Origin of the sequence: Tessaracoccus sp. ZS01 (genome assembly GCF_022342445.1) — a bacterium.
Taxonomy (GTDB): Bacteria; Actinomycetota; Actinomycetes; order Propionibacteriales; family Propionibacteriaceae; genus Arachnia.
Window position 1 is genome coordinate 261,696 of sequence record NZ_PQFE01000002.1, and the last position, 18,785, is coordinate 280,480.

Genomic DNA, 18,785 nt, shown 5'->3' on the forward strand with positions numbered 1-18,785 from the left:
TACTAGGAGGCGCAATGCAGCCCGACTATCCCCTCTTGGGGCTGCTGGCGAGGAAGCCGGCAAGCGGATACGACATCGGCAAATGGTTACGCAGCGACGGCAGATTTCTCGGGCGTCGGCCGTCCATGACACCCATCTATCGCGCCCTCGGCGAACTGTTGCGGCGGGGTTGGGTGACCTGCACTCTGGACCAGCGGGACGCGGCGCCCGACGCCAAGGTCTACCGCCTCACGCCCGCTGGCCGCCAGGCCCTCCTGGAGTGGGCAGCCAGCCCGTATGAGCCGGCCGAGCGGCCGATGGCCCCGGATTTCACCGTCCGGCTCCAGTTCGCCGGCCAGCTGGGCCCCACCTACGCCCTGGAGATCGTCCGCACCGAGCTGGCGTTCCGCCAGCAGCAGCGCGCGGAGGAGAGCACCGCCCTCGCCAGCGAGGACGCAGACCCAGTGCCCGAGATCGACTCCCAGTGGCTCCAGTTCATCGACGCGACCGCCAAAGACCGCGGTTGGCAGAGCACGTCCTGGTTCATCGGCTGGCTGGAGACGACGGAACGTCAGCTCGAGCGCATCGTCCGGGCCGAGAACCCCCACTCACAGGTCGGAGCAGTCACCGCATGAGCACCGAAACACACGTCGGCATGGACCTGACGACGCCCCTCCCGACCACCCTTCCGCCGGAGCTCGAAGTCAAGATCAAACGGACCCGCAACCCGTGGGCGTGGTTGAGCGTCGTCTCGGTGCTGGGCGGAATCGCTCTGTGGTGGCTGCTCTCCCTCACCCAAGACACCCTCCCCTCCCCCAGCGAAGTCGCCATCAGGGCGTGGGAACTCATCGAGGACGGGACCCTCCTCGGTGACATCGCGGCCTCACTGCGCCGCGTCCTCCTCGGCTTCTTCCTCGGTTCCGGCCTGGCGATCCCCCTTGGTTTCGCGATGGGCTGGTACCGCCCAGTCCGCGCGATCGTCGAGCCGTGGACGCAGTTCTTCCGGACGATCCCCCCGTTGGCCATCATCCCGCTGGCCATCGTGTTCCTCGGCATCGGCGAAGTCCCGAAGGTCTTCGTCATCACTCTCGCGAGCTTCCTCGTGTCGATCATCGCCACCTTCCAGGGCGTGGTCAACGTCGACAAGACGCTCATCAACGCCGGCCGTGTCCTCGGCGCCAAGGACTGGACGATCTTCCGCCGCATCGCCGTACCCGCGTCGCTGCCGTTCATCATGGTCGGCCTGCGTCAGGGGCTCGGCTCAGCCTGGGCCACGCTGGTCGCCGCAGAGCTCATCGCGGCCCAGGAGGGCGTCGGCTACCGCATGCAACACGCCCAGATCTACTACCAGATCTCCACCATCTTCGTCGGCCTCATCACCATCGGCGTCTTCGGACTCATCATGGATCGCATACTCCTCTGGCTCGACAATCGCCTCACAAGCTGGCAGGAGCGCCACTGATGTCCGACAAGATCGTTTTCGACCGCGTCACGCAGGTCTTCGAGCTGAGCGGCAAACCGTTCACCGCCGTCACGGAACTGAACCTCACCATCGCCGACAACGAGTTCGTCACGGTGGTGGGCCCCTCGGGGTGCGGCAAGTCCACCATCATGAACCAGGCGGCTGGCCTCCTCAAGCCCACTGGCGGCCAGGTGCGTGTGGACGGCAAGCCGGTGACCGGCCCCGGCCCGGAGCGCGGCGTGATCTTCCAGCAGTACGCCCTGTTCCCCTGGCTCACCGTGCGCAAGAACGTCGAGTTCGGGCTGGAACTCCAGAAGATCCCCAAGTCCAAGCGCCGCCAGATCGCGGACCGGCAGCTGGAACTCACCGGTCTCACCCAGTTCGCCGACGCCCTGCCGAAGAACCTGTCCGGCGGCATGAAGCAGCGTTGCGCCATCGCGCGCGCCTACGCTGCCAACCCCTCGATCCTGCTGATGGACGAACCGTTCGGGGCGCTCGACGCCCTCACACGGGTCCACATGCAGACCGCGCTCCTCGACACCTGGCAACAGGAGAAGCGCACCGTCATGTTCATCACGCACGACGTCGACGAGGCGGTGTTCCTCGCCAACCGCGTCATCGTGATGGCAGCCCGCCCCGGACGGATCCACCAGATCATCGACGTGGACCTCCCCTACCCCCGCAACGACGACCTGCGCACCTCGCCCGAGTTCACAGACCTGCGCAACCAGGTCTGGAACGCCGTTTACAAGCAATGACGCTCGACAAACCAAGGAGACCCATGATCACCAGACGACACATGCTGCTCGGCACCGCCGGCATCGCCGGCGCAGCTGTCCTTGCCGCCTGCGGCACTGACGACGCAGCCACCACCCCGGCGCCCGCGGACACCACCTCCGGCGCCGCCACCGACCCGACGTCCGCCCCGGCCAGCGAGACCTCCGCCGCCGAGGCCCCCGCCACCGTCGACGACATCAACGTCGGCTACATCGAAGATGGCAACGGCTGCATGCTGGTGGCCGTCGCCGAGACGCAGGGCCTGTGGGAGAAGCACGGCCTCAAGGCCAACACCCTCGCCTTCACCAACGGCCCGCTGCAGATCCAGGCGCTGGGCACCGGCGACCTGGACTTCGGCTACATCGGCTTCGGCGCCCTCTGGCTGCCGATGAGCGACCAGGCCAAGGTCGTCAGCATCAACTCCCGCGGCACCGCGGACCGCGTCATCGCCCAGCCCGGCATCACCTCGATGGCCGACCTCAAGGGCAAGAAGGTGGGCGTCCCGGAGGGCACCTCCGGTGACATGCTGCTCAACCTCGCCCTCGAAGAGGCCGGCATGACCATCGACGACATCGAGCGCATCCCGATGGACCCGCCCACCACGATCTCCGCCTTCGCCTCGAAGCAGATCGACGCGGCCGGCATCTGGTACCCGCACGTCGAGACCATCAAGAACCAGGTGCCCGACCTGGTGGAGGTGGCCAAGTCCACCGACTTCGGCGACCTCGCGTTCCTGGCCGCCCAGGTGGCCGGCACCGACATCCAGGACCGCCCCGAGGTGCTGGCCAAGTTCCAGGCGGTCTGCAAGGAGGCCTTCACCTGGGCCGCCGCCAACCGCGAAGAGCTCAACGGCATCCTCGCCGACTTCATCAAGGCCCCAGCCGACGCCATCGCCAGCGAGCAGGAGTTCGTCGAGGTGTTCAGCGCCGACGACGTCATCGCCAAGACCGACGACGGCACCATCGAGGCGTGGCTCACCGGCCTCAACGAGGAGTTCGTCAAGGCGGAGAAGGCCCCCGAGGTGGTGCCCGTGGGCAACTACTGGTTGGCGGAGGAATACGCGCAGGCATGAGCCGCCCCAACATCATCTTCATCATGGCGGACGACCACGCTGCCCACGCCATCTCGGCGTACGGCAGCGTGGTCAACCGCACCCCCCACATCGACCGCCTCGCCGACGAGGGGGCGCGGCTCGACGCCGTCTACTGCACCAACTCGATCTGCACCCCGTCGCGGGCCACGATCCTCACGGGCGCGTACAGCCACGTCAACGGGGCGTGCTCCATCTACTCAGAGTTCGACTACCGTGTGCCGACCTTCGCCCAGGTGCTGCAGGAACGCGGCTACCAGACCGCGCTGTTCGGTAAGTGGCATCTCGGGGAGACCGAGAAGGCCAACCCGCGCGGTTTCGACGAGTGGCTGATCTTCCCCGGTCAGGGCGACTACCACGACCCGCAGATGTACGGTCCCGACGGCGCGGCCCGGCTGGAAGGCTACGCCACCGACATCATCACCGATCTCAGCCTGGACTACCTCTCCCGCATCGACCGGGACCGGCCCTTCTGCCTCCTCATGCACCACAAGGCCCCGCACCGTCCGTGGGTGCCGCACGAGCGGCACAGCGACCTGTACCCGGTGGGCACCATCCCGGAACCGGAGACGATGTGGGACACCCATGAGGACCGGGCCGACGTCGTCAAGAACGTCCGCATGGCGCTCGACGACCTCACGGAGCGCGACGTCAAGGAACCGGTGCCGGCCGAACTGCAGGGCGACGACCAGTGGCTGGAACGCAGCCGCTGGAAGTACCAGCGGTACATGAGCGACTATCTACAGACCGTCCAGGCCATCGACGACTCCGTCGGCTCGGTGCTCCAATGGCTCGACGACGAGGGGCTGGCCGACGACACCTTCGTCGTCTACACCTCTGACCAGGGGTTCTTCCTCGGAGACCACGGCTGGTTCGACAAGCGCCTCATGTTCGACGAGTCGCTGACGATGCCCATGCTGGTGCGCTGGCCCGCGGAGATCGCACCCCGCACGCGGGTGGAGGCGATGATCACCAACGTGGACTTCGCCGCCACCTTCCTCGACGTCTGCGGCGAGAGCCCCGACGCGCTCCCCGCCCAGCAGGGACGCAGCTTCAGGCCCCTGCTGCGGGGCGAGGAGGTCGAGGGCTGGCGCGGTTCGATGTACTACCGCTACTGGGAGCACGACGACCCGGAGCACCACGCGCCCGCCCACTACGGCGTGCGGACCGCCACCCACAAGTTCATCCACTACTACAACGACGGCCTGGGCACCCCCGGCTCGTCGGGTGTGGTGATGCCCTCCGAATACGAGCTCTACGACCTGGTGGCGGACCCCGCCGAACTCCACAACGTCGCAGACGACCCCGCCTATGCAGCAGTTCGCTCGGAACTGGAGTCCGAGTTGGCCAGACTCCAGGAGGAATTCGCTGACCAACCTTATGTTGGCCCACAAACCCCCCGACTCCAGTGGAGCACCTGAAGCTCTTCCCATCCCGCACGATTTGGAGAACCAATGAAACAACGAGCATGGCCCAAGCTGGCGGCGCTACTCGCGTCGCTGGCTCTCCTGGGCGCACTCATCCCCCTGGGAGCCGCACACGCCGCTCCCATCAACCTCGGCCTCAATCAGCCGGTGACGTCCTCGGGCAGCGAACTGACATGGACGGCGGATCGCGCCTTCGACGGCGACACCGGCCCTGAAGGCACCAGCATCCCCCCGGACGTGCACAACCGCCCGGACGCATCGCGTTGGTCGGGGCTCACCGACACCCCGTGGATCGCCGTCGATCTCGGGGCCGAAGCCACCATCGACACCGTCAAGATCCGCTGGGGCAACACCTTCGCCACCAACTACACCATCCAAGGCTCCAAGGACGGTGCCACCTGGACCGACCTGGCCACCAACGTGGTGGGCCTGCGCAGCGACTGGGTCACCAGCACCCTCAACGTTTCGGGGTACCGCCACGTGAAGGTGCAGGTCAACTCGAAGTCCGCCACGTGGCCCGTCGCCATCTGGGAGATCGAGGTCATGGGCACGCTGGACGGCGAGGTCGTCGAGCCGCTGAAGGTCGACGTGATCCCGAAGCCGGTCTCCGCCACTGAAGGCGAGGCCGCGTTCACCGTCGACGCCGGCACCACCGTCGTCGCTTCGGGCGAGGCCGCCACCGCCGTTGCGGACCTCTTCGCCGCCAGCCTGCGTCCGGCCACCGGTTTCGACCTGAAAGTCGCCGCCAGCGGTACCGGAAACGCCATCTCCTTCGTCCTCGACGATTCCATGGCGGACCTTCCCGGGCGTACCGACGAGGGCTACGAGCTCTCCGTCGACGCGGACGGCGTCGTGATCACGGCACCGAAGCGCAGCGGGCTCTTCTACGGCGCCCAGACACTGCTCCAGCTCCTCGGCCCCTGGGCCCGTTCGGCCCAGCCGGTCGCGCAGGACTGGACCGTCCCGGCCGTCGAGATCGTTGACGGACCGCGCTACGAGTACCGCGGCTTCATGCTCGACGTCTCCCGCAGCTTCGTCCCCAAGGATGAGGTCAAGGAGATCATCGACGAGATGGCCGCGCACAAGCTCAACGTGCTTCACTGGCACCTCGCCGACGATCAGGGTTGGCGGATCGCGATCAGCAACGAGGGTCGCGTCGAGGGTGACGACATCGACTACTCGCTGTTGACCTCCGTCTCCGGTGGCACCGCAGTGACGCAGTCGCAGTGGACCACGCTCCCGGGCCGCACCGGCTTCTACACCGCCGAGGATGTCGCCGAGTTGATCCGTTACGCCGACGAGCGCAACATCGCGGTGGTTCCCGAGGTCGATGGTCCCGCGCACTCCAACGCCATCCTGCACGCAATTCCGCAGCTGAACTCCGAGGGCAGCTTCCCGAAGCTGGCGCCGGGCGAGACGACGGCACCGCCGATCACCAACACCAGCGTCGGTGAGTCCAGCCTGGATGCGAACAACCCTGCGACCTACACCTTCATGCGCCACGTCTTCAAGCAGCTCATCGAGCAGAACCAGACCCTGGTCAACGGGAAGCGCTACTTCCACATCGGTGGAGACGAGTCGCACAACACCACCGCCGAGGCCTACCGGGTCTACATGGATCGCGTCAGCGACATCACCGTCGAGCTGGACGCCATCCCCGTGGTGTGGAACGAAGCCGCGGACAAGGCGGCGGCGCAGCTGCCCGACGGCACCGTCGTCCAGCAGTGGACGTCGGCCGGCATCAGCGCCAACGTGCGCAACCTGGTCAACACACGCGGCTTCAAGCTCGTGATGTCCCCGGCCCCCAACGCCTATCTCCCGCAGCGCCCGGGTGCCGAGCTCCTCGGTCCCGCCTGGGCGTGTGGCACCGCGTGTGACATCAACCAGTTCTACAACTGGGACCCGACTGCACAGGCACAGGTTCCCGAGGCTTCGGTGCTTGGCCCCACTGCTCCCATCTGGGGCGAGCACATCCGCAGCCTGGGCTCCATGGAGTACCTGCTGTACCCGCGCCTGATGGCCACCGCTGAGGTGGGCTGGACGCCGCAGGCAAGCCGCAGCATCGTGGACTTCCGTGAGCGCCTGACAACGCTGGGTACCTCCCTCACCGTCTCCGGCCGCAACTTCTACCCGGGCGACGGCACGTGGGAGTTGGACGTCCGCGGCCACGCACTGCCTGCGCTGCAGGTCGACGACGCACTGGGTCTGGTCGGCTGGGCCTCGCTGCCCAAGGCGACGCCGGCCGGCATCACCGCCACCCTGCAGGTGGGCGACGACGTGCTGCCGCTGACGGTCACTGCCGAGCGTCCGTACCTCGACGGGGCCGGCGCCGACTTCGACCACCGTCAGGTGAACTCGATCTTCGAGCTGTCGTCCTCCGCCACGCTGCCGGCAGGTAACCACACCGGCACCCTCAGCGTGACTGCCGGTGGAGTGACGCAGACGGCCACGGTGCCGCTGACGGTCGAGGAGGAGCCGGTCGCGTCGCCGTCTCCGTCGCCTTCGCCGAGCCCGTCGAAGTCACCGAGCCCGTCGAAGTCGCCGTCTGCCAAGCCGACGCCCTCGCCCAAGCCGACGACCACGCCGGCCTCGGACAAGTACGTGCCGACCGTCCCCTACACCAAGGCCGGAACGCACACCTTCAACGGCCGCCAGTGGATGACCACGTGTGAGGCGTACTCGCAGACGGAGCGGTGCCGCACCGAGATCTGGGCCACCGTGGTCAAGATGGAGAACGGGCAGTTCGTTCGGGAGTCCGGTTGGGCGTTCAACAACCTGACCTACCTGCCGTACATGACGCGCGAGGCGTGGAAGGGCAACCCGCTCGGCTACGCGGGCGAGTTCACCTCCGCGGGCCGCCAGTGGCGCACCGAGTGCGACACCGCCGCCACGGGCCGTGGGGCCTGCCGTTCCTACACCTGGACGACGGTGTACGCGGCCACGGCGAAGCCTGCGGGTGGGTACACCTTCTCGCAGAGCAACCAGTGGGTGTTCAACAACATCGTGATGTTCGGAGGACCCGAGAAGCGAGGCTGACCGAAGGAGAACCCCCGGGCCCGCACGCCTTCAGCGTGGAAGCCCGGGGGTTTCTTCATGCTCGCGGCCACTCTCGGCACCGCGCGCGCACGCCGCGCAGGCGGCGGATGGCAGCGGGGCTCAGTCCTCCTCGTCGAACAACCACACCTTGACGGCCTGGCCGGCCTTCACCGACTCGAGCGACTCGTCGAGCAGGATCAGGGCGTTCGACTCCGTCAGCTCCCCCAGCGCGTGCGGCAGCGAGACCTGTTCGACGTAGCGGATGCTGCCGTCGAGCTGCACCCGGCCACGCAGCAGGTGCATGGTGCCGTGCATGGACCGCAACATGGTGCGGGTGATCGCGCGGAAGGCACGGTGTTCGGTGCGCGCGCCCATCAGGCGGCGGATCAGCGGCCGCGCGAAGACGTGGAACGACACATAGGCGCTCACCGGGTTGCCCGGCAGCATCAGCATGGGCACCCGCTCGTCGTCCTCGCCGATCAGGCCGAACGTCTGGGTGCGACCAGGCGACATGGCCACGTCGACGGAATCCACCATGCCGAGATCGTTCATGACGTCGACGACGGCCTCGTAGTCCTCGCGGCGCCCACCCGTCGTCGAGATGACGAGGTCTGCCCGGATGAGTTGGTCCGTGATGGCGTTGCGGAGCGCCTCGGGGTCGTTGGAGTGCACTGCCACGCGGAACACCGTGGCGCCGGCGGCCCGGGCTGCGGCGGAGATCATGTAGGAGTTGGCGTCCGTCGCGTCACCGTGCGACAGGGTGGCGCCTGGGTCCACGAGATGCTCGCCAGAACTGACGACCACGACGCGCGGCCGGGGCCGCACCATCACCTTGTCGATGCCGGCCCCCGCCAGGAGGCCCATGGCGCGGTCGTCGAGGACCTCGCCCTCGCTGAGGAGGCGGGTGCCGACGCTCAGATGCTCGCCGGCGGCGCGCACGTACTCACCCTCCGTGACCTTCTCGATCAGGTGCGCACGGTTGTCCTCCAGCGTGGCGAAGGTCGCGGGTAGCACAGCGTTGGCGCCGCGCGGCAGCACGTCACCGGCGGCCACCACGACCGCCGCGCCCTCGGGCAACCGCTCGACGGTGGCCTCGGCGATCTGCAGGGGCTCAGCCAGGTGTCCCTGGTCGTCGACGAGATCCGCCGCGCGCACCGCGTACCCGGCCACCTTGGCGGTGGAGTTGGGCGGCACGTTGATCATCGAGTCGATGTCCTCGCACATCACCTGGTCCCAGGCTTCCAGCAGCGGGGTGCCGAACGGTTCGAGCGGCTCCACGAGGCCGAGCAGATAGGCGGTGTGGTCTGCGACGCTGCGCAGCCCTGAGGCGTTCAGGGCAGGGGCCTCCGGGAGCCGCGGCTCTTCGGGGATCTCCTCGACGACGGGGTCCTCTTTTTTGCGTCCAAACCAGGCCATGGCCCTTACGATATGCCAATGCCCGAACAGCTCCGGAAGGACGCGCTGCGCCAGGCCGTGTCGGCCGCCCGGACGGCCGTCTCCGACGCGACCTGGCTCAGCGTGGACGCCGACCTCGCGCGGCATGTGCTCGCCGCCGTCGCGGAGTTGCCGGTGGGGACGGCGGCGGTCTACGTGTCGCGGCCCGGTGAACCCGGCACACGAGCGATCATCGACGGCCTGCTGGCGCTGGGCTGGAGCGTGCTGGTGCCGCGGCTGACCCGCTTTCCCGACTGGGCGGTCTTCCCCGGCTGGGACGCGCTGGTGCCGGGCTGGGGAGCCATCCCGCACCCGCCAGGCCCGGGGCTGGGCGCGGAGGCCATCGCTGAGGCTGACCTCGTGCTCCTCCCCTGCCTCGCCGTCGGGCGCGACGGATCACGGCTTGGGACGGGCGGCGGCTGGTACGACCGGGCGCTGACCGGACGACGGCCCGACGCCCTGCTGGTGGCCCTCGCGAGGTCCGATGAGGTGGTCGACAGCGTGCCGATGCTTCCCCATGACGTGCCCATGGATGGCTACGCCACCGAGCTCGGTTGGGTCATCGTTGACCGCTGAACTATCATGGCGGGCGGTTGTCTCTACGGAGGAAGTCAATGCCCACCTATCAGTACCGCTGCACCCACTGTGGCACCGACCTCGAGGTCGTGCAGAAGTTCACCGACGACGCGCTCACCGTCTGCCCTGAGTGCGAAGGCAGCCTGCGCAAGGTGTTCAGCGCCGTCGGCGTCGTGTTCAAGGGCTCCGGCTTCTACAAGACGGACAACCGCAGCTCCTCGAAGCCTGCCGCCAAGGCAGCGGAGCCCGCGAAGACCGAGGCCAAGCCGGCCGCCAAGGTCGAGGCCAAGTCCGCCTGACGCGCACTCAGACCTGTGGATAACGGTGGATCGATGGTCCAACCGGCCACAGTGGAGGCATGAAGCGCCTCCTCGATCTCATCGCCCAACGGGTGTCCTGGCACCGCCGCGCGGTGGGCGCAGTGCTCGCCGCGGCGGCCGTCCTGATGTTGGGCAATTCCCTCGCCCCCGCGGACGGGCCCACTGAGCCCGCCGTCGTGATCTCGGCGGATCTGCCGGCGGGCCACGTGCTGACGGCCTCGGACCTGAGCCTCGCCCATCTGCCACCGCAGTCCGTGCCCGACGGCGCCTTCACTGAAGCCGACGCCCTGGTGGGGCGCAGCACCGCAGTCTCCCTGGGCGGGGGCACCGTGCTCCAGCCCGGCATGTTGGCCGCCAGCCGCAGCACAGAACCCGGCCGGGCGCTGGTCCCCATCGTCCTGCGCGACGACAATCTCCGCTCGCTGCTGAACCCCGGTGACCGGATCTCCCTGATCGCCACGGGCTATGACGAGGTGGAGATCCTCACCACCGACGCACGCGTGGCTGTGCTGGCCGCCGCGCCCTCCGGAGGCTCACCGTTGGCCACTGCAACAGGCACTTCCGGGCCGATGGTCCTCGTGGACGTGCCCACGTCCGAGGCCCCCATGGTGGCCGCCCTCGGGCAGGACGGCGGCCTGCGCATCGTGCTGGGCGCTGCCACCGGGTGATGGCCAGTCGCCTTGTGTGTGCACCGGTGCCTCGCTAGAGTCAAACCGGGCCCACGGTCCGACGACGGGGCATTCGTCCGTCGTGAGACATTCGCTCCGGCGGTTTACAGAAAGTCTGAAGAACTATGAAGGGCTTCAAAGAATTCCTGATGCGTGGCAACCTCATCGAGTTGGCCATCGCATTCGTCATCGGCGCCGCGTTCGCCACCGTCATCGAGTCGTTCACCGCGATGTTCATGGACGTGCTGGGACTCCTGGGCGGCACCCCGGACTTCTCGAACTTCAAGCCGGGCGGCGTCTCGGTCGGCGCGTTCCTGACCGCCCTGCTGGCGTTCGTCATCATCGCCGCGGTGGTCTACTTCGGCGTCGTGCTGCCGTACACCAGGGCCAAGGAGCGCTTCGACCGTTCCGCGGCGGAGGCGCCCACGATCACCAAGTCCGAGGAACTGCTCGAGGAGATCCGCGACGCCATCCGCGCCCGCACCCTCTGATCTCGAGGAACACGAAGGGGCACCTCCCACGGGAGGCGCCCCTTTTCATGTCCCGCCAGGCTCACCAGTGCGGCGGGCGGTCCTGAACGAGGCGTTGTTCGTCGCAGTTCAGGGGCCGCTCCGCAGGCCGGTTCGCGACCAGACCGGTCAGACCCAACTGCTGGCGGCCGGTGGCCAGCGCCGCGTCGAAGCGAGCGAAGCCCACCTCGCGTCGCACGTCCAGCGGCACCGGGAACGGCCAGACGCGCTCCGCCGCCTGGGCCTCGTGGCGGAGTGCGGACAGCCGCTCATGGGTGAAGCCCAATGCGGCCAGTTCCTCGGCCAACGTTGCGACAGACCCGACGGGGAGTTCCTCCCCCGTCAGCGCCAGGGCGAGGGCACGCGCGAGCGGGTCAGCCGTCAAGCCGGGCACCGTCCGCGACCGTGCGGCTGTCGCCCGGATCCGCCAGGGTGACGTCGCCCGTGACGACGACGCCGGAGCCGAAGGTGTAGTCGCCCTCCACCCGGAACGACCTGGCCTTGCGCAGCGACGGCGCCGACGGGATACGCTCGGCGAACTTCTGCACCGTCTTGTAGTAGCGCGAGTCCAGGTTGATCTCCGGCGAGGCATCCGTGCAGGCGATGAGCTTGCCCTCGTCGGTCAGGTTGTAGACGTCCGAGCGGAGCAGCAGCAGTTCGTTGGTGGTCTTGACCGGGAGGAAGCGGTCGCGGCCGACGCAGATGGCGGTGGCGCCCTCGAACACCTCGATCGCGGCGCCCATGGCGGACTCCACCTGGATGACCGGCGTGGACGACGAATCCGTCGGGTCCACCGTCTTCTCGTTGCGGATGAGGGGCAGCCCCAGCACCGAGCCGCGCTCGACGAGGGTGTCCTTCAGGACCTGCAGGTCGAACCAGAGGTTGTTGGTGTGGAAGAACGGGTGGCGGTGCTCGTCGGTGAAGAAGTCCATCTCCTCCGGCGCGGTCTGCGCGGTGTCGCGCAGGATCAGCTGCCCGTCGGCCTTGCGGACGGCGAGGTGGCCGCCCTTCTTGTCGTTGATGGTTCGGCGGCACAACTCTGCGGCGTACGGGGCGCCGGACTTGGCGAACCAGCCGGCGATGGTGGCGTTCGGGGCCGCGCCCAGATTGTCGCCGTTGGAGACGCAGGCGTAGCGGAAGCCGGCCTCGAGCAGCGCGTCGAGCACGCCGGAGCCCTCCAGCGCCGGGTACAGGTCGCCGTGGCCGGGCGGGCACCATTCGAGCGACGGGTCTGCGGGCCATGACACCGGCGTGAGGTCGTCGGCGCGGAGCTTGGGCTCCTGGTTCTGCACGAAGCTCAGCGGCAGTTCCTCGACGGGGAGTTCGGGGTAGCGGCTCAGGTGCGCCAGGGTGTCGTCGTCGGTGCGGAACGAGTTCATCAGGAGCAGCGGGAGGCGCGCGTCGTAGCGCTCGCGGGCGGCGAGCACCTGGCGGACGATGAGGTCCAGGAAGTTGAGCCCGTCGCGCACGGGGAGGAGGGTCTTGGCCTTGTCGAGGCCCATGGAGGTGCCGAGGCCACCGTTGAGCTTGATGATGACCGTCTTGCCGATGGCGTCGCGGGCCTCGGCGTCGGTGATGTCCACGTCCGTCAGCATCGGCGGGTCGAGCAGCGGCTCGATCGTGTCCTCTCGGATGACACCGGTCTCACCGGATTCGAGCAGATGGTAGAAGCGCGTGAACACCTCAATGGCCGGAGTGGGTACCCCGGCATCAATCATCTTCTGGCGTGCTGCCTGCAGGCCGGCTTCGGACACGACGATTCCCTTCCTAGGTAACGCATCGATCCTAACCGGCGACCTCGGATTGCTCACCTTCAGGTGCCCCCGTGGGGCCAGATCGGGCAGTGGAACCGGTCACACCGACCTGCCAGACGCCTCACAGGATGTGCACAGAAAGCTCCGGTTTGGTTGTATTCACCGACGAACAGAACGGACACCACCATGTCGCTGCTCCCCTACGAGGCCACCTTCCCCGCCCTGGGCACCCGCGCCACCCTGCTGACCTCGAACCCCGAGGCGCTCCTGCCGGCCGTTGAGGTGGTGCGTGCGGAACTCGACGTCTTCGGCGACATGGACGCGCTCGGCGGCCATCCCATCCTTGACGACCACCTGGGCGCGATGCTGCACGGCACGGACCCGCTGGAGCCGGTGTCGGCGGACGCCGAACGCGACGCCCGCTCCCGCACCGCGCGCCGGTTGGCTGATCTGTTGTCGGAGGAGTTCCCCGGTGGCTTCCTCGTGGACCTGGGCGGCGTCCCCGCTGTCGCCGGCGAGTCGCTGGGCGACGACACGGAGCTCTCGGCAGCCTGAAAGCGTGGAGTTCGGATGCGTCTTCAGTCCGTGACCTCGACGATGCCGTGGGCGCCGCGCTCCGCGTCGACCATGATGTGGCTGACCACCGGGTAGTGCCCCGCCTCGTTGAAGGTGATCTCTACGAAACCGCCCTCGGCCGGCTGGAGCGCCAACACCTGGGCCCCGCCTCCGGTGTTGCCGAAGGCGTCCTCGCCGTCGCGCAGCAGGTAGCCACCCTCGCGGTAGACGGTGTCGAACTGGCCGCCCACGATGTGGAAGCTCGACGCCCGGTTGGGCCCGGCGTCGACCACGAAGAAGCGCACCTTCTCCCCCACCTTCGCCTCGAACTGCCGCTGGTCGTACTGGTTGGCGATGCCGTTGAACACCACCCGGTCCGGCTGCTCGGCGAGCACGCGGTCCGGGTTGATCTCGGTGGCCTCGTCTGCGGTGGCGGCGTCGTCAGCGAAGACCTCGGACTGGACCACCACGTATTCACGGTCCACCGCGGGCCAGCCGTCCTCCGGTTCGATGATCACGGCGCCGTGCATGCCGGCGGCGATGTGGGCGCTCATGGGCATGGTGGAGCAGTGGTAGAGCCAGGCTCCGGCCCGCTCCGCCGTGAAGCGGTACACGAGGCTCTCGCCGGGCGCGATGGTCCGCATCGGCGCATCGGGCGCGACCGCGCCGGCGTGGAAATCGATCGAGTGGCCCATCGTGCCGTCGTTGATGAGGGTGATCTCGAAGGTGTCGCCCACCGTGCCCCGCAGGGTGGGGCCGACGCTCTGCCCGTTGAACGTCCACCTGCGCTGCCACAGGCCGGGGGCCACCTCGAGGGGCTCCTCCGTGACGCGGAACTCGTAGCGGCGGACGGTTTCGTCTGTCAGCTCTGGTGCGACGGGGTCGACGATGTGGCCCAACTCCGCCTCGGGGTTGCCTGCGGCGGGTTGGTGGGCCGCGTGACCGTCGCCGGGAGTGGCGGCCGGCTCGGGAGCGGTGTCGCCGACGACGACGTAGAACGTCATCCCCATCTGCCGGTGGCCGACGACGGTGCACCAACCCTCGATGCTCTGCCCGACCACGCCCAGGTCCAGTTCCGCCGTCTCCCCTGCTGCGAGCCGGGGGCTGCGGACGTCGCCCACCATGAGGTCGTGCACGTTGGTGTCGTCCAGGTTGGTGAGCTCGATGATGACCCGGTCGCCCGGGTCCACCTGGATGCTGGCGGGTTCGAAGCGCATGTCGTGCGCGGTGACCGCCACGCGGACGGTCTCGCCGGTGGGCGCCACCGCCTGCGTCGTGGTGCCCGGGGGGACGATGCCGGCCGCTCCGGGGTCCATTCCGAACCCGAGCGAGACCACGACGGCCAGCGCGGCGACGCCGGCCACCAGGCCGCTGCCGGTCAGCGCGTTGGGCCGCTCTGCGGGCAGCGAGGGTTCGAGGCCGGCCATGGCCGCCCTCTTCTCCTTCACCGACGCCCGGATGCCCAGCACCATCAGCGGGATGAACAGCGCCAACGCCACCAGCACGGCGCTGGAGACCGTCACCTTCACCCAGCTGGGCAGCGGCAGCAGGAACAGCAGCAGGCCGCCGTTGATGACGACCAGCCGGGCGGTGGCCCAGCGGTCGAAGTAGGCAGCGCCCGCCCGGACCACGCGCGGGCCGCCGCCGAGTACCGACGGCAGGAGGTAGCTCAGCGCACCGGTGACCAGTTGCAGGAGGAAGCCCACCACCCAGATGCCGGCGAGCAGCGGGTAGTCCGTGGCGAGCGCGATGTCGTCGGCGCGCCACACGTGCACCGCCGTGGCGACCAGCGCGACGCACGCCCAGACGCAGGCAGCCAGGATCGACGCGGAGGCGAACTCGCGCGGGGGCCGCTTCCTGGTGGGGGCCACGAGGCAGCGCCCGAACCACAGGAGCCCGACGGCGTATCCCGCGATGCCGACGGCGGCGACGGGCCGCAGCCCCGTCAACGAGCCGGCGATGATCACGGCCAGACCGCCCAGCAGGATGGGTAGCGTCTGGCGGGCGAGGCGCTCCGCGCGGTCGTCCATCCGGGTGCGCAGCACCGTCGGCCAGAAGGTGACGAGGGTGCCCACCAGCGTCAAGCCCACCCAGCCCAGGATCATCGTCATGGTGTGGGCGACGAGGAGGTTGGCGTGCCAGCGGTCACCCAGGCCCCAGGCGAGCGCGGCGCCGAAGCCGGCTCCTACCGGCACGCAGAGCGCGGCCACCACGTAGTAGCGGATGCTGATCCGGAAGCGCCCGGGGAGCGCGCGCTTCAGGTCGCGGATGAGGGTCCAGGCGTGCCACAGCACCGCCGTCGACACGGCCACCGCGCCGATGAGCACCAGCCACCACTGCGTGGTCGGCACCCCGACGAACACCGCCAGCGCGCCGACGGCGAGGAGGCCCAACCGCACATCGGCGACCTTCCTGGCTTTGTCGTCCGGCCGGGTCTTGAGCAGGGCTGCGGTGAAGTGGGCGCTCCACACCATGACCGAGTGGGTGATGGCGCCGAGCCCGACGAGGTGCACCATCAGCCAGGTGGATTCGGGCACCCAGCGATGCACCAGCGCGATGACGACGGCGCCGACCAGCCAGACCAGCAGGGTGAAGTCGCGCAGCGACCGGCGCCCCCTCATGAACGCACCACCGACACCACGACGGTCACGGCGAAGATCAGGAGTGCCAGCACGGTGAGGATGCCTCCGGTTCGGTAGAGGGGTTGGATGCCCGCCAGCCCCCCGAAGAGGCGCAGAACCATGCCCACGTTGAGCACGACGAGCGGTGCCCACATGGACGAACGATACGGGAGCGGCCGCCCGATGACGGCCGGGAAGATGATGGGGGCGTGCGCCATGATCATGGCCAGCCCGAAGCCCAGGAAGACCCCGTGGATGACGGCGTCGTAGGTGCCGCTGGAGGTGGGCTGGCCGACGACGAGCCACACGACGCCGGCGACGGCGAGCCACAGGTTGCCGGCCAGCAGCGAGGCGGCGTTGAACCGCCGGAGCCCGGTGCTGCGCACGAAGCGGCGGCCCACGTCGTCTCGGAACAGCCACAGCGCGGTGAGCAGGCAGCCGAGGCCGACGATCCGGGCACCGGTGTCGGGGAAGACCAGGCTGAGGGCGGCGCCACCGCCGATCAGCGTGCCGAGGGCGAGCAGGGTGGGGATGGCGCGGCGGCCCATGGTGAGCTGGGCCAGTTCGGCGCGCTCTGAAGCGATGGTGATGATGAGGAAGGCGGCGAGCAGCGGCAGCAGCGGGGCGATCTCCGCCACCAGCCACAGGCCGGTGAAGAGCGCGACGAACAGCGCGCCGAAGGCCTGTGCGGCCACGAGCGAGAGCGGGGCGCGCAGCCACAGCGCGATGGTGAGCGCGAGGAAGGCCAGGCCCCCGTCGAAGAGGAGGAGTTTGCCCAACCCGATGGGGGCGCCGACGAGCAGGGTGACCGACCCCAGGCCGAAGAGCGCGGGGGCGAGATAGGCCCACGCCTGCCGCAGCGCCTGCGCCCGCTCCAGGGAGATGAGGGTCCCCATGAAGCCGAGCACCATGACCGGGCCGTGGAGGTCTGCCAGCCGGTCTGAATCAACGGGCGCCCAGACGCCGAGCCGCAACAGCCCGGCGTTGAGCCCCGCCAACAGCGAAAAACCGGCGAGGGCGACCATCGCCACCCGCCAGTTCTTCGTGCGCTGACCGATGTCCCGTGTGGCCCGGGACGTCCGGTCAGCTGTACCCGAGGTTGTCACGATCAGGAGCGCGCGAGCTTGAGCTTCCAGGCGTCGGGGCCCTGCTGCACGTAGCTGACGGCGACGTCCTGCCCGTGACGCTGCTGGATCTGGGCGATGAGCGGGATCGGGTCGTGCGGTGCGACGAGCACGAAAGCCGTGCCGGGCTGCAACGAGTCGACGACGCCGTGGATGGCGGCGTGGCGGATGGCGTGCGGGATGGTGCGGGCGTCGAGCTCCGGGAGGGCTTCGTCGTGGCCGCCGCAACCGCAGCTGGACTTGGGGCTGAGCGAGATATCTTGCATGCCGGAGATATTACTACCAAGGTTTGGGATTAATCTCCGGGGTGCCCCTACATGGGCAGCGATCGGACCAACCTTAAAAAAACATTGAACAAGGTGCATCCACGGACCGGTCCCAGGCGGACTAAGGGGGCAGTAGCGCGAAAGCCGCGCTGCGCCGGCCTCAGGGCCCGGACCGAAAGGATCCATCATGCGAGCACGAATCTTCGCCGCGGTGCTGCCGCTGGCACTGGCCTGCGCGGTTGCCCCGAACATGGCAGCTGCTGACGAGCACGAAGCAACCGTCCACATCCTCCACGGCGTGCCCGGCCTCACGGTGGACGTCTACGCCAACGGCAACTCCCTCCTGACCAATTTCGCGCCCGGTACCCTCACCGACGCTGTGCAGTTGCCGGCCGGTTCCTACGACCTCAAGGTCACTGCCGCCGGCGCCGGTGCCGACGGGGAGGCCGCCATCGAGGCCAACGACGTCACCGTTCCCGGGGGCGCCAACATCACCGTCGTGGCCCACCTCGACGCCGACGGCAAGCCCATGCTCACGCCCTTCGTCAACGACGTGGCCGCCACCGCCGCCGGAGAAGGACGCCTCACCGTCCGCCACACCGCAGCGGCACCTGCCGTCGACGTGCGCGCCAACGGCACCGTGGCCTTCAGCAACCTCGCCAACCCTGACGAGATGAAGGCCGACCTCGCGGCCGGCACCGTGTCTGCCGACGTGGTGCTCACCGGCACCGACACCGTGGCGATCGGCCCGGCGGATGTGAACATCGCTGAAGGCGCCAACACCATCGTCTACGCCTGGGGCAGTGCGGCAGACGCCAACCTCGGGCTCGCCGTCCAGGTGATCGACGGTCTCCACAGCGCCCCCGGCGGCGTTCCCGGCGGCACCGGTGGACAGGCCGCTGCTGCGGACGCCACCAACTCCGCCGCCCTCCTCGCCGTGGCAGCACTCCTGGCGGCAGGCACCGGTGTGGTGCTGGTGCGCAGGCGCGCCCTGGTCAACTGACCATCATGAGCCCTGACCGACGGCGCCCCGCCTTCGGAGTCGCAGCGGTGATCGCTCTCACGGCGATCACCGCCTGCGGCGGGCCGGTCGCCCAGGGGGTCCCGCCCTCCACCGCGCCGGCCCTCGCGACCTCGTCCCCGTCCCCGACCCCGGCCGTTTCACCGGCAGCGCCCGACACCTCTCC

18 protein-coding genes are annotated in these 18,785 nt (G+C 68.8%); 12 read left to right on the forward strand and 6 right to left on the reverse strand.

Annotation, left to right across the window (positions count from 1 at the left end; translation table 11 throughout):
* Positions 1-14: 14 nt before the first annotated feature.
* Genes C3E87_RS05055 through C3E87_RS05080 form a run of 6 tightly spaced genes read left to right on the forward strand, consistent with a single transcriptional unit; the run spans position 15 to position 7,771 of the window.
* Positions 15-614: a PadR family transcriptional regulator gene (locus tag C3E87_RS05055; protein WP_076060104.1), complete on the forward strand. Its 600-nt coding sequence runs from the start codon at positions 15-17 to the stop codon at positions 612-614.
* Positions 611-1,441: an ABC transporter permease gene (locus C3E87_RS05060; RefSeq protein WP_198928208.1), complete on the forward strand. Its 831-nt coding sequence runs from the start codon at positions 611-613 to the stop codon at positions 1,439-1,441. The genes C3E87_RS05055 and C3E87_RS05060 overlap by 4 nt, the downstream gene beginning before the upstream one ends.
* Positions 1,441-2,199: an ABC transporter ATP-binding protein gene (locus C3E87_RS05065; protein ID WP_076060106.1), complete on the forward strand. Its 759-nt coding sequence runs from the start codon at positions 1,441-1,443 to the stop codon at positions 2,197-2,199. Before C3E87_RS05060 ends, C3E87_RS05065 begins: the two co-directional genes overlap by 1 nt.
* Before the next feature lie 23 nt (positions 2,200-2,222).
* A complete protein-coding gene (locus C3E87_RS05070; protein ID WP_233120708.1) occupies positions 2,223-3,290 on the forward strand; it encodes an aliphatic sulfonate ABC transporter substrate-binding protein in 1,068 nt (355 codons plus the stop codon).
* The gene (locus C3E87_RS05075; protein WP_076060108.1) at positions 3,287-4,729 is read left to right on the forward strand and encodes a sulfatase; all 1,443 of its coding nucleotides are present in this window, start codon (positions 3,287-3,289) and stop codon (positions 4,727-4,729) included. Before C3E87_RS05070 ends, C3E87_RS05075 begins: the two co-directional genes overlap by 4 nt.
* 33 nt (positions 4,730-4,762) lie before the next feature.
* Positions 4,763-7,771 (forward strand): family 20 glycosylhydrolase, encoded by a 3,009-nt coding sequence (locus C3E87_RS05080; RefSeq protein WP_076060111.1) that lies wholly within the window; start codon positions 4,763-4,765, stop codon positions 7,769-7,771.
* Between the two features lie 120 nt (positions 7,772-7,891).
* Here C3E87_RS05080 and glp read toward each other — a convergent pair whose 3' ends face one another.
* Positions 7,892-9,187, reverse strand: a complete 1,296-nt coding sequence (gene glp, locus C3E87_RS05085) for a gephyrin-like molybdotransferase Glp (RefSeq protein WP_076060113.1) — start codon at positions 9,185-9,187, stop codon at positions 7,892-7,894.
* Between the two features lie 18 nt (positions 9,188-9,205).
* On the opposite strand from glp, the gene C3E87_RS05090 reads away from it, so the two are divergent.
* From C3E87_RS05090 to mscL, 4 genes are all read left to right on the forward strand, one after another.
* Positions 9,206-9,781 carry a 5-formyltetrahydrofolate cyclo-ligase gene (locus tag C3E87_RS05090; protein ID WP_158069045.1) on the forward strand — a complete coding sequence of 192 codons (576 nt, stop codon included), beginning with the start codon at positions 9,206-9,208 and terminating at the stop codon, positions 9,779-9,781.
* Between the two features lie 38 nt (positions 9,782-9,819).
* Positions 9,820-10,080, forward strand: coding sequence for an FmdB family zinc ribbon protein (locus C3E87_RS05095; protein ID WP_076060118.1), 261 nt, complete (start codon positions 9,820-9,822; stop codon positions 10,078-10,080).
* 59 nt (positions 10,081-10,139) lie between these two features.
* Positions 10,140-10,769, forward strand: a complete 630-nt coding sequence (locus C3E87_RS05100; protein WP_076060120.1) for an SAF domain-containing protein — start codon at positions 10,140-10,142, stop codon at positions 10,767-10,769.
* 125 nt (positions 10,770-10,894) lie between these two features.
* On the forward strand, positions 10,895-11,260 hold the full coding sequence (gene mscL, locus C3E87_RS05105; RefSeq protein WP_076060123.1) for a large conductance mechanosensitive channel protein MscL: 366 nt from the start codon (positions 10,895-10,897) through the stop codon (positions 11,258-11,260).
* Positions 11,261-11,321: 61 nt separating this feature from the next.
* Here the strand turns inward: mscL and C3E87_RS05110 are convergent, their stop codons facing one another.
* Together C3E87_RS05110 and C3E87_RS05115 are read right to left on the reverse strand one after the other, a co-directional pair.
* Positions 11,322-11,663, reverse strand: coding sequence for a hypothetical protein (locus C3E87_RS05110; protein ID WP_143570896.1), 342 nt, complete (start codon positions 11,661-11,663; stop codon positions 11,322-11,324).
* Entirely contained in the window at positions 11,653-13,032 is a 1,380-nt protein-coding gene (locus C3E87_RS05115) for a UTP--glucose-1-phosphate uridylyltransferase (protein WP_076060129.1), read from the reverse strand. The genes C3E87_RS05110 and C3E87_RS05115 overlap by 11 nt, the downstream gene beginning before the upstream one ends.
* A 186-nt stretch (positions 13,033-13,218) precedes the next feature.
* On the opposite strand from C3E87_RS05115, the gene C3E87_RS05120 reads away from it, so the two are divergent.
* The gene (locus C3E87_RS05120; RefSeq protein ID WP_076060131.1) at positions 13,219-13,587 is read left to right on the forward strand and encodes a hypothetical protein; all 369 of its coding nucleotides are present in this window, start codon (positions 13,219-13,221) and stop codon (positions 13,585-13,587) included.
* 23 nt (positions 13,588-13,610) lie between these two features.
* On the opposite strand, the gene C3E87_RS05125 is transcribed toward C3E87_RS05120, so the two are convergent.
* From C3E87_RS05125 to C3E87_RS05135, 3 genes are all read right to left on the reverse strand, one after another.
* The gene (locus C3E87_RS05125; RefSeq protein ID WP_076060133.1) at positions 13,611-16,208 is read right to left on the reverse strand and encodes a multicopper oxidase domain-containing protein; all 2,598 of its coding nucleotides are present in this window, start codon (positions 16,206-16,208) and stop codon (positions 13,611-13,613) included.
* A complete protein-coding gene (locus tag C3E87_RS05130; protein ID WP_076060136.1) occupies positions 16,205-17,233 on the reverse strand; it encodes a hypothetical protein in 1,029 nt (342 codons plus the stop codon). Before C3E87_RS05130 ends, C3E87_RS05125 begins: the two co-directional genes overlap by 4 nt.
* Before the next feature lie 83 nt (positions 17,234-17,316).
* Positions 17,317-17,598, reverse strand: coding sequence for a DUF2249 domain-containing protein (locus tag C3E87_RS05135; protein WP_076060138.1), 282 nt, complete (start codon positions 17,596-17,598; stop codon positions 17,317-17,319).
* 187 nt (positions 17,599-17,785) lie between these two features.
* On the opposite strand from C3E87_RS05135, the gene C3E87_RS05140 reads away from it, so the two are divergent.
* Positions 17,786-18,601 (forward strand): DUF4397 domain-containing protein, encoded by an 816-nt coding sequence (locus tag C3E87_RS05140; RefSeq protein WP_076060141.1) that lies wholly within the window; start codon positions 17,786-17,788, stop codon positions 18,599-18,601.
* Positions 18,602-18,785: the final 184 nt, after the last annotated feature.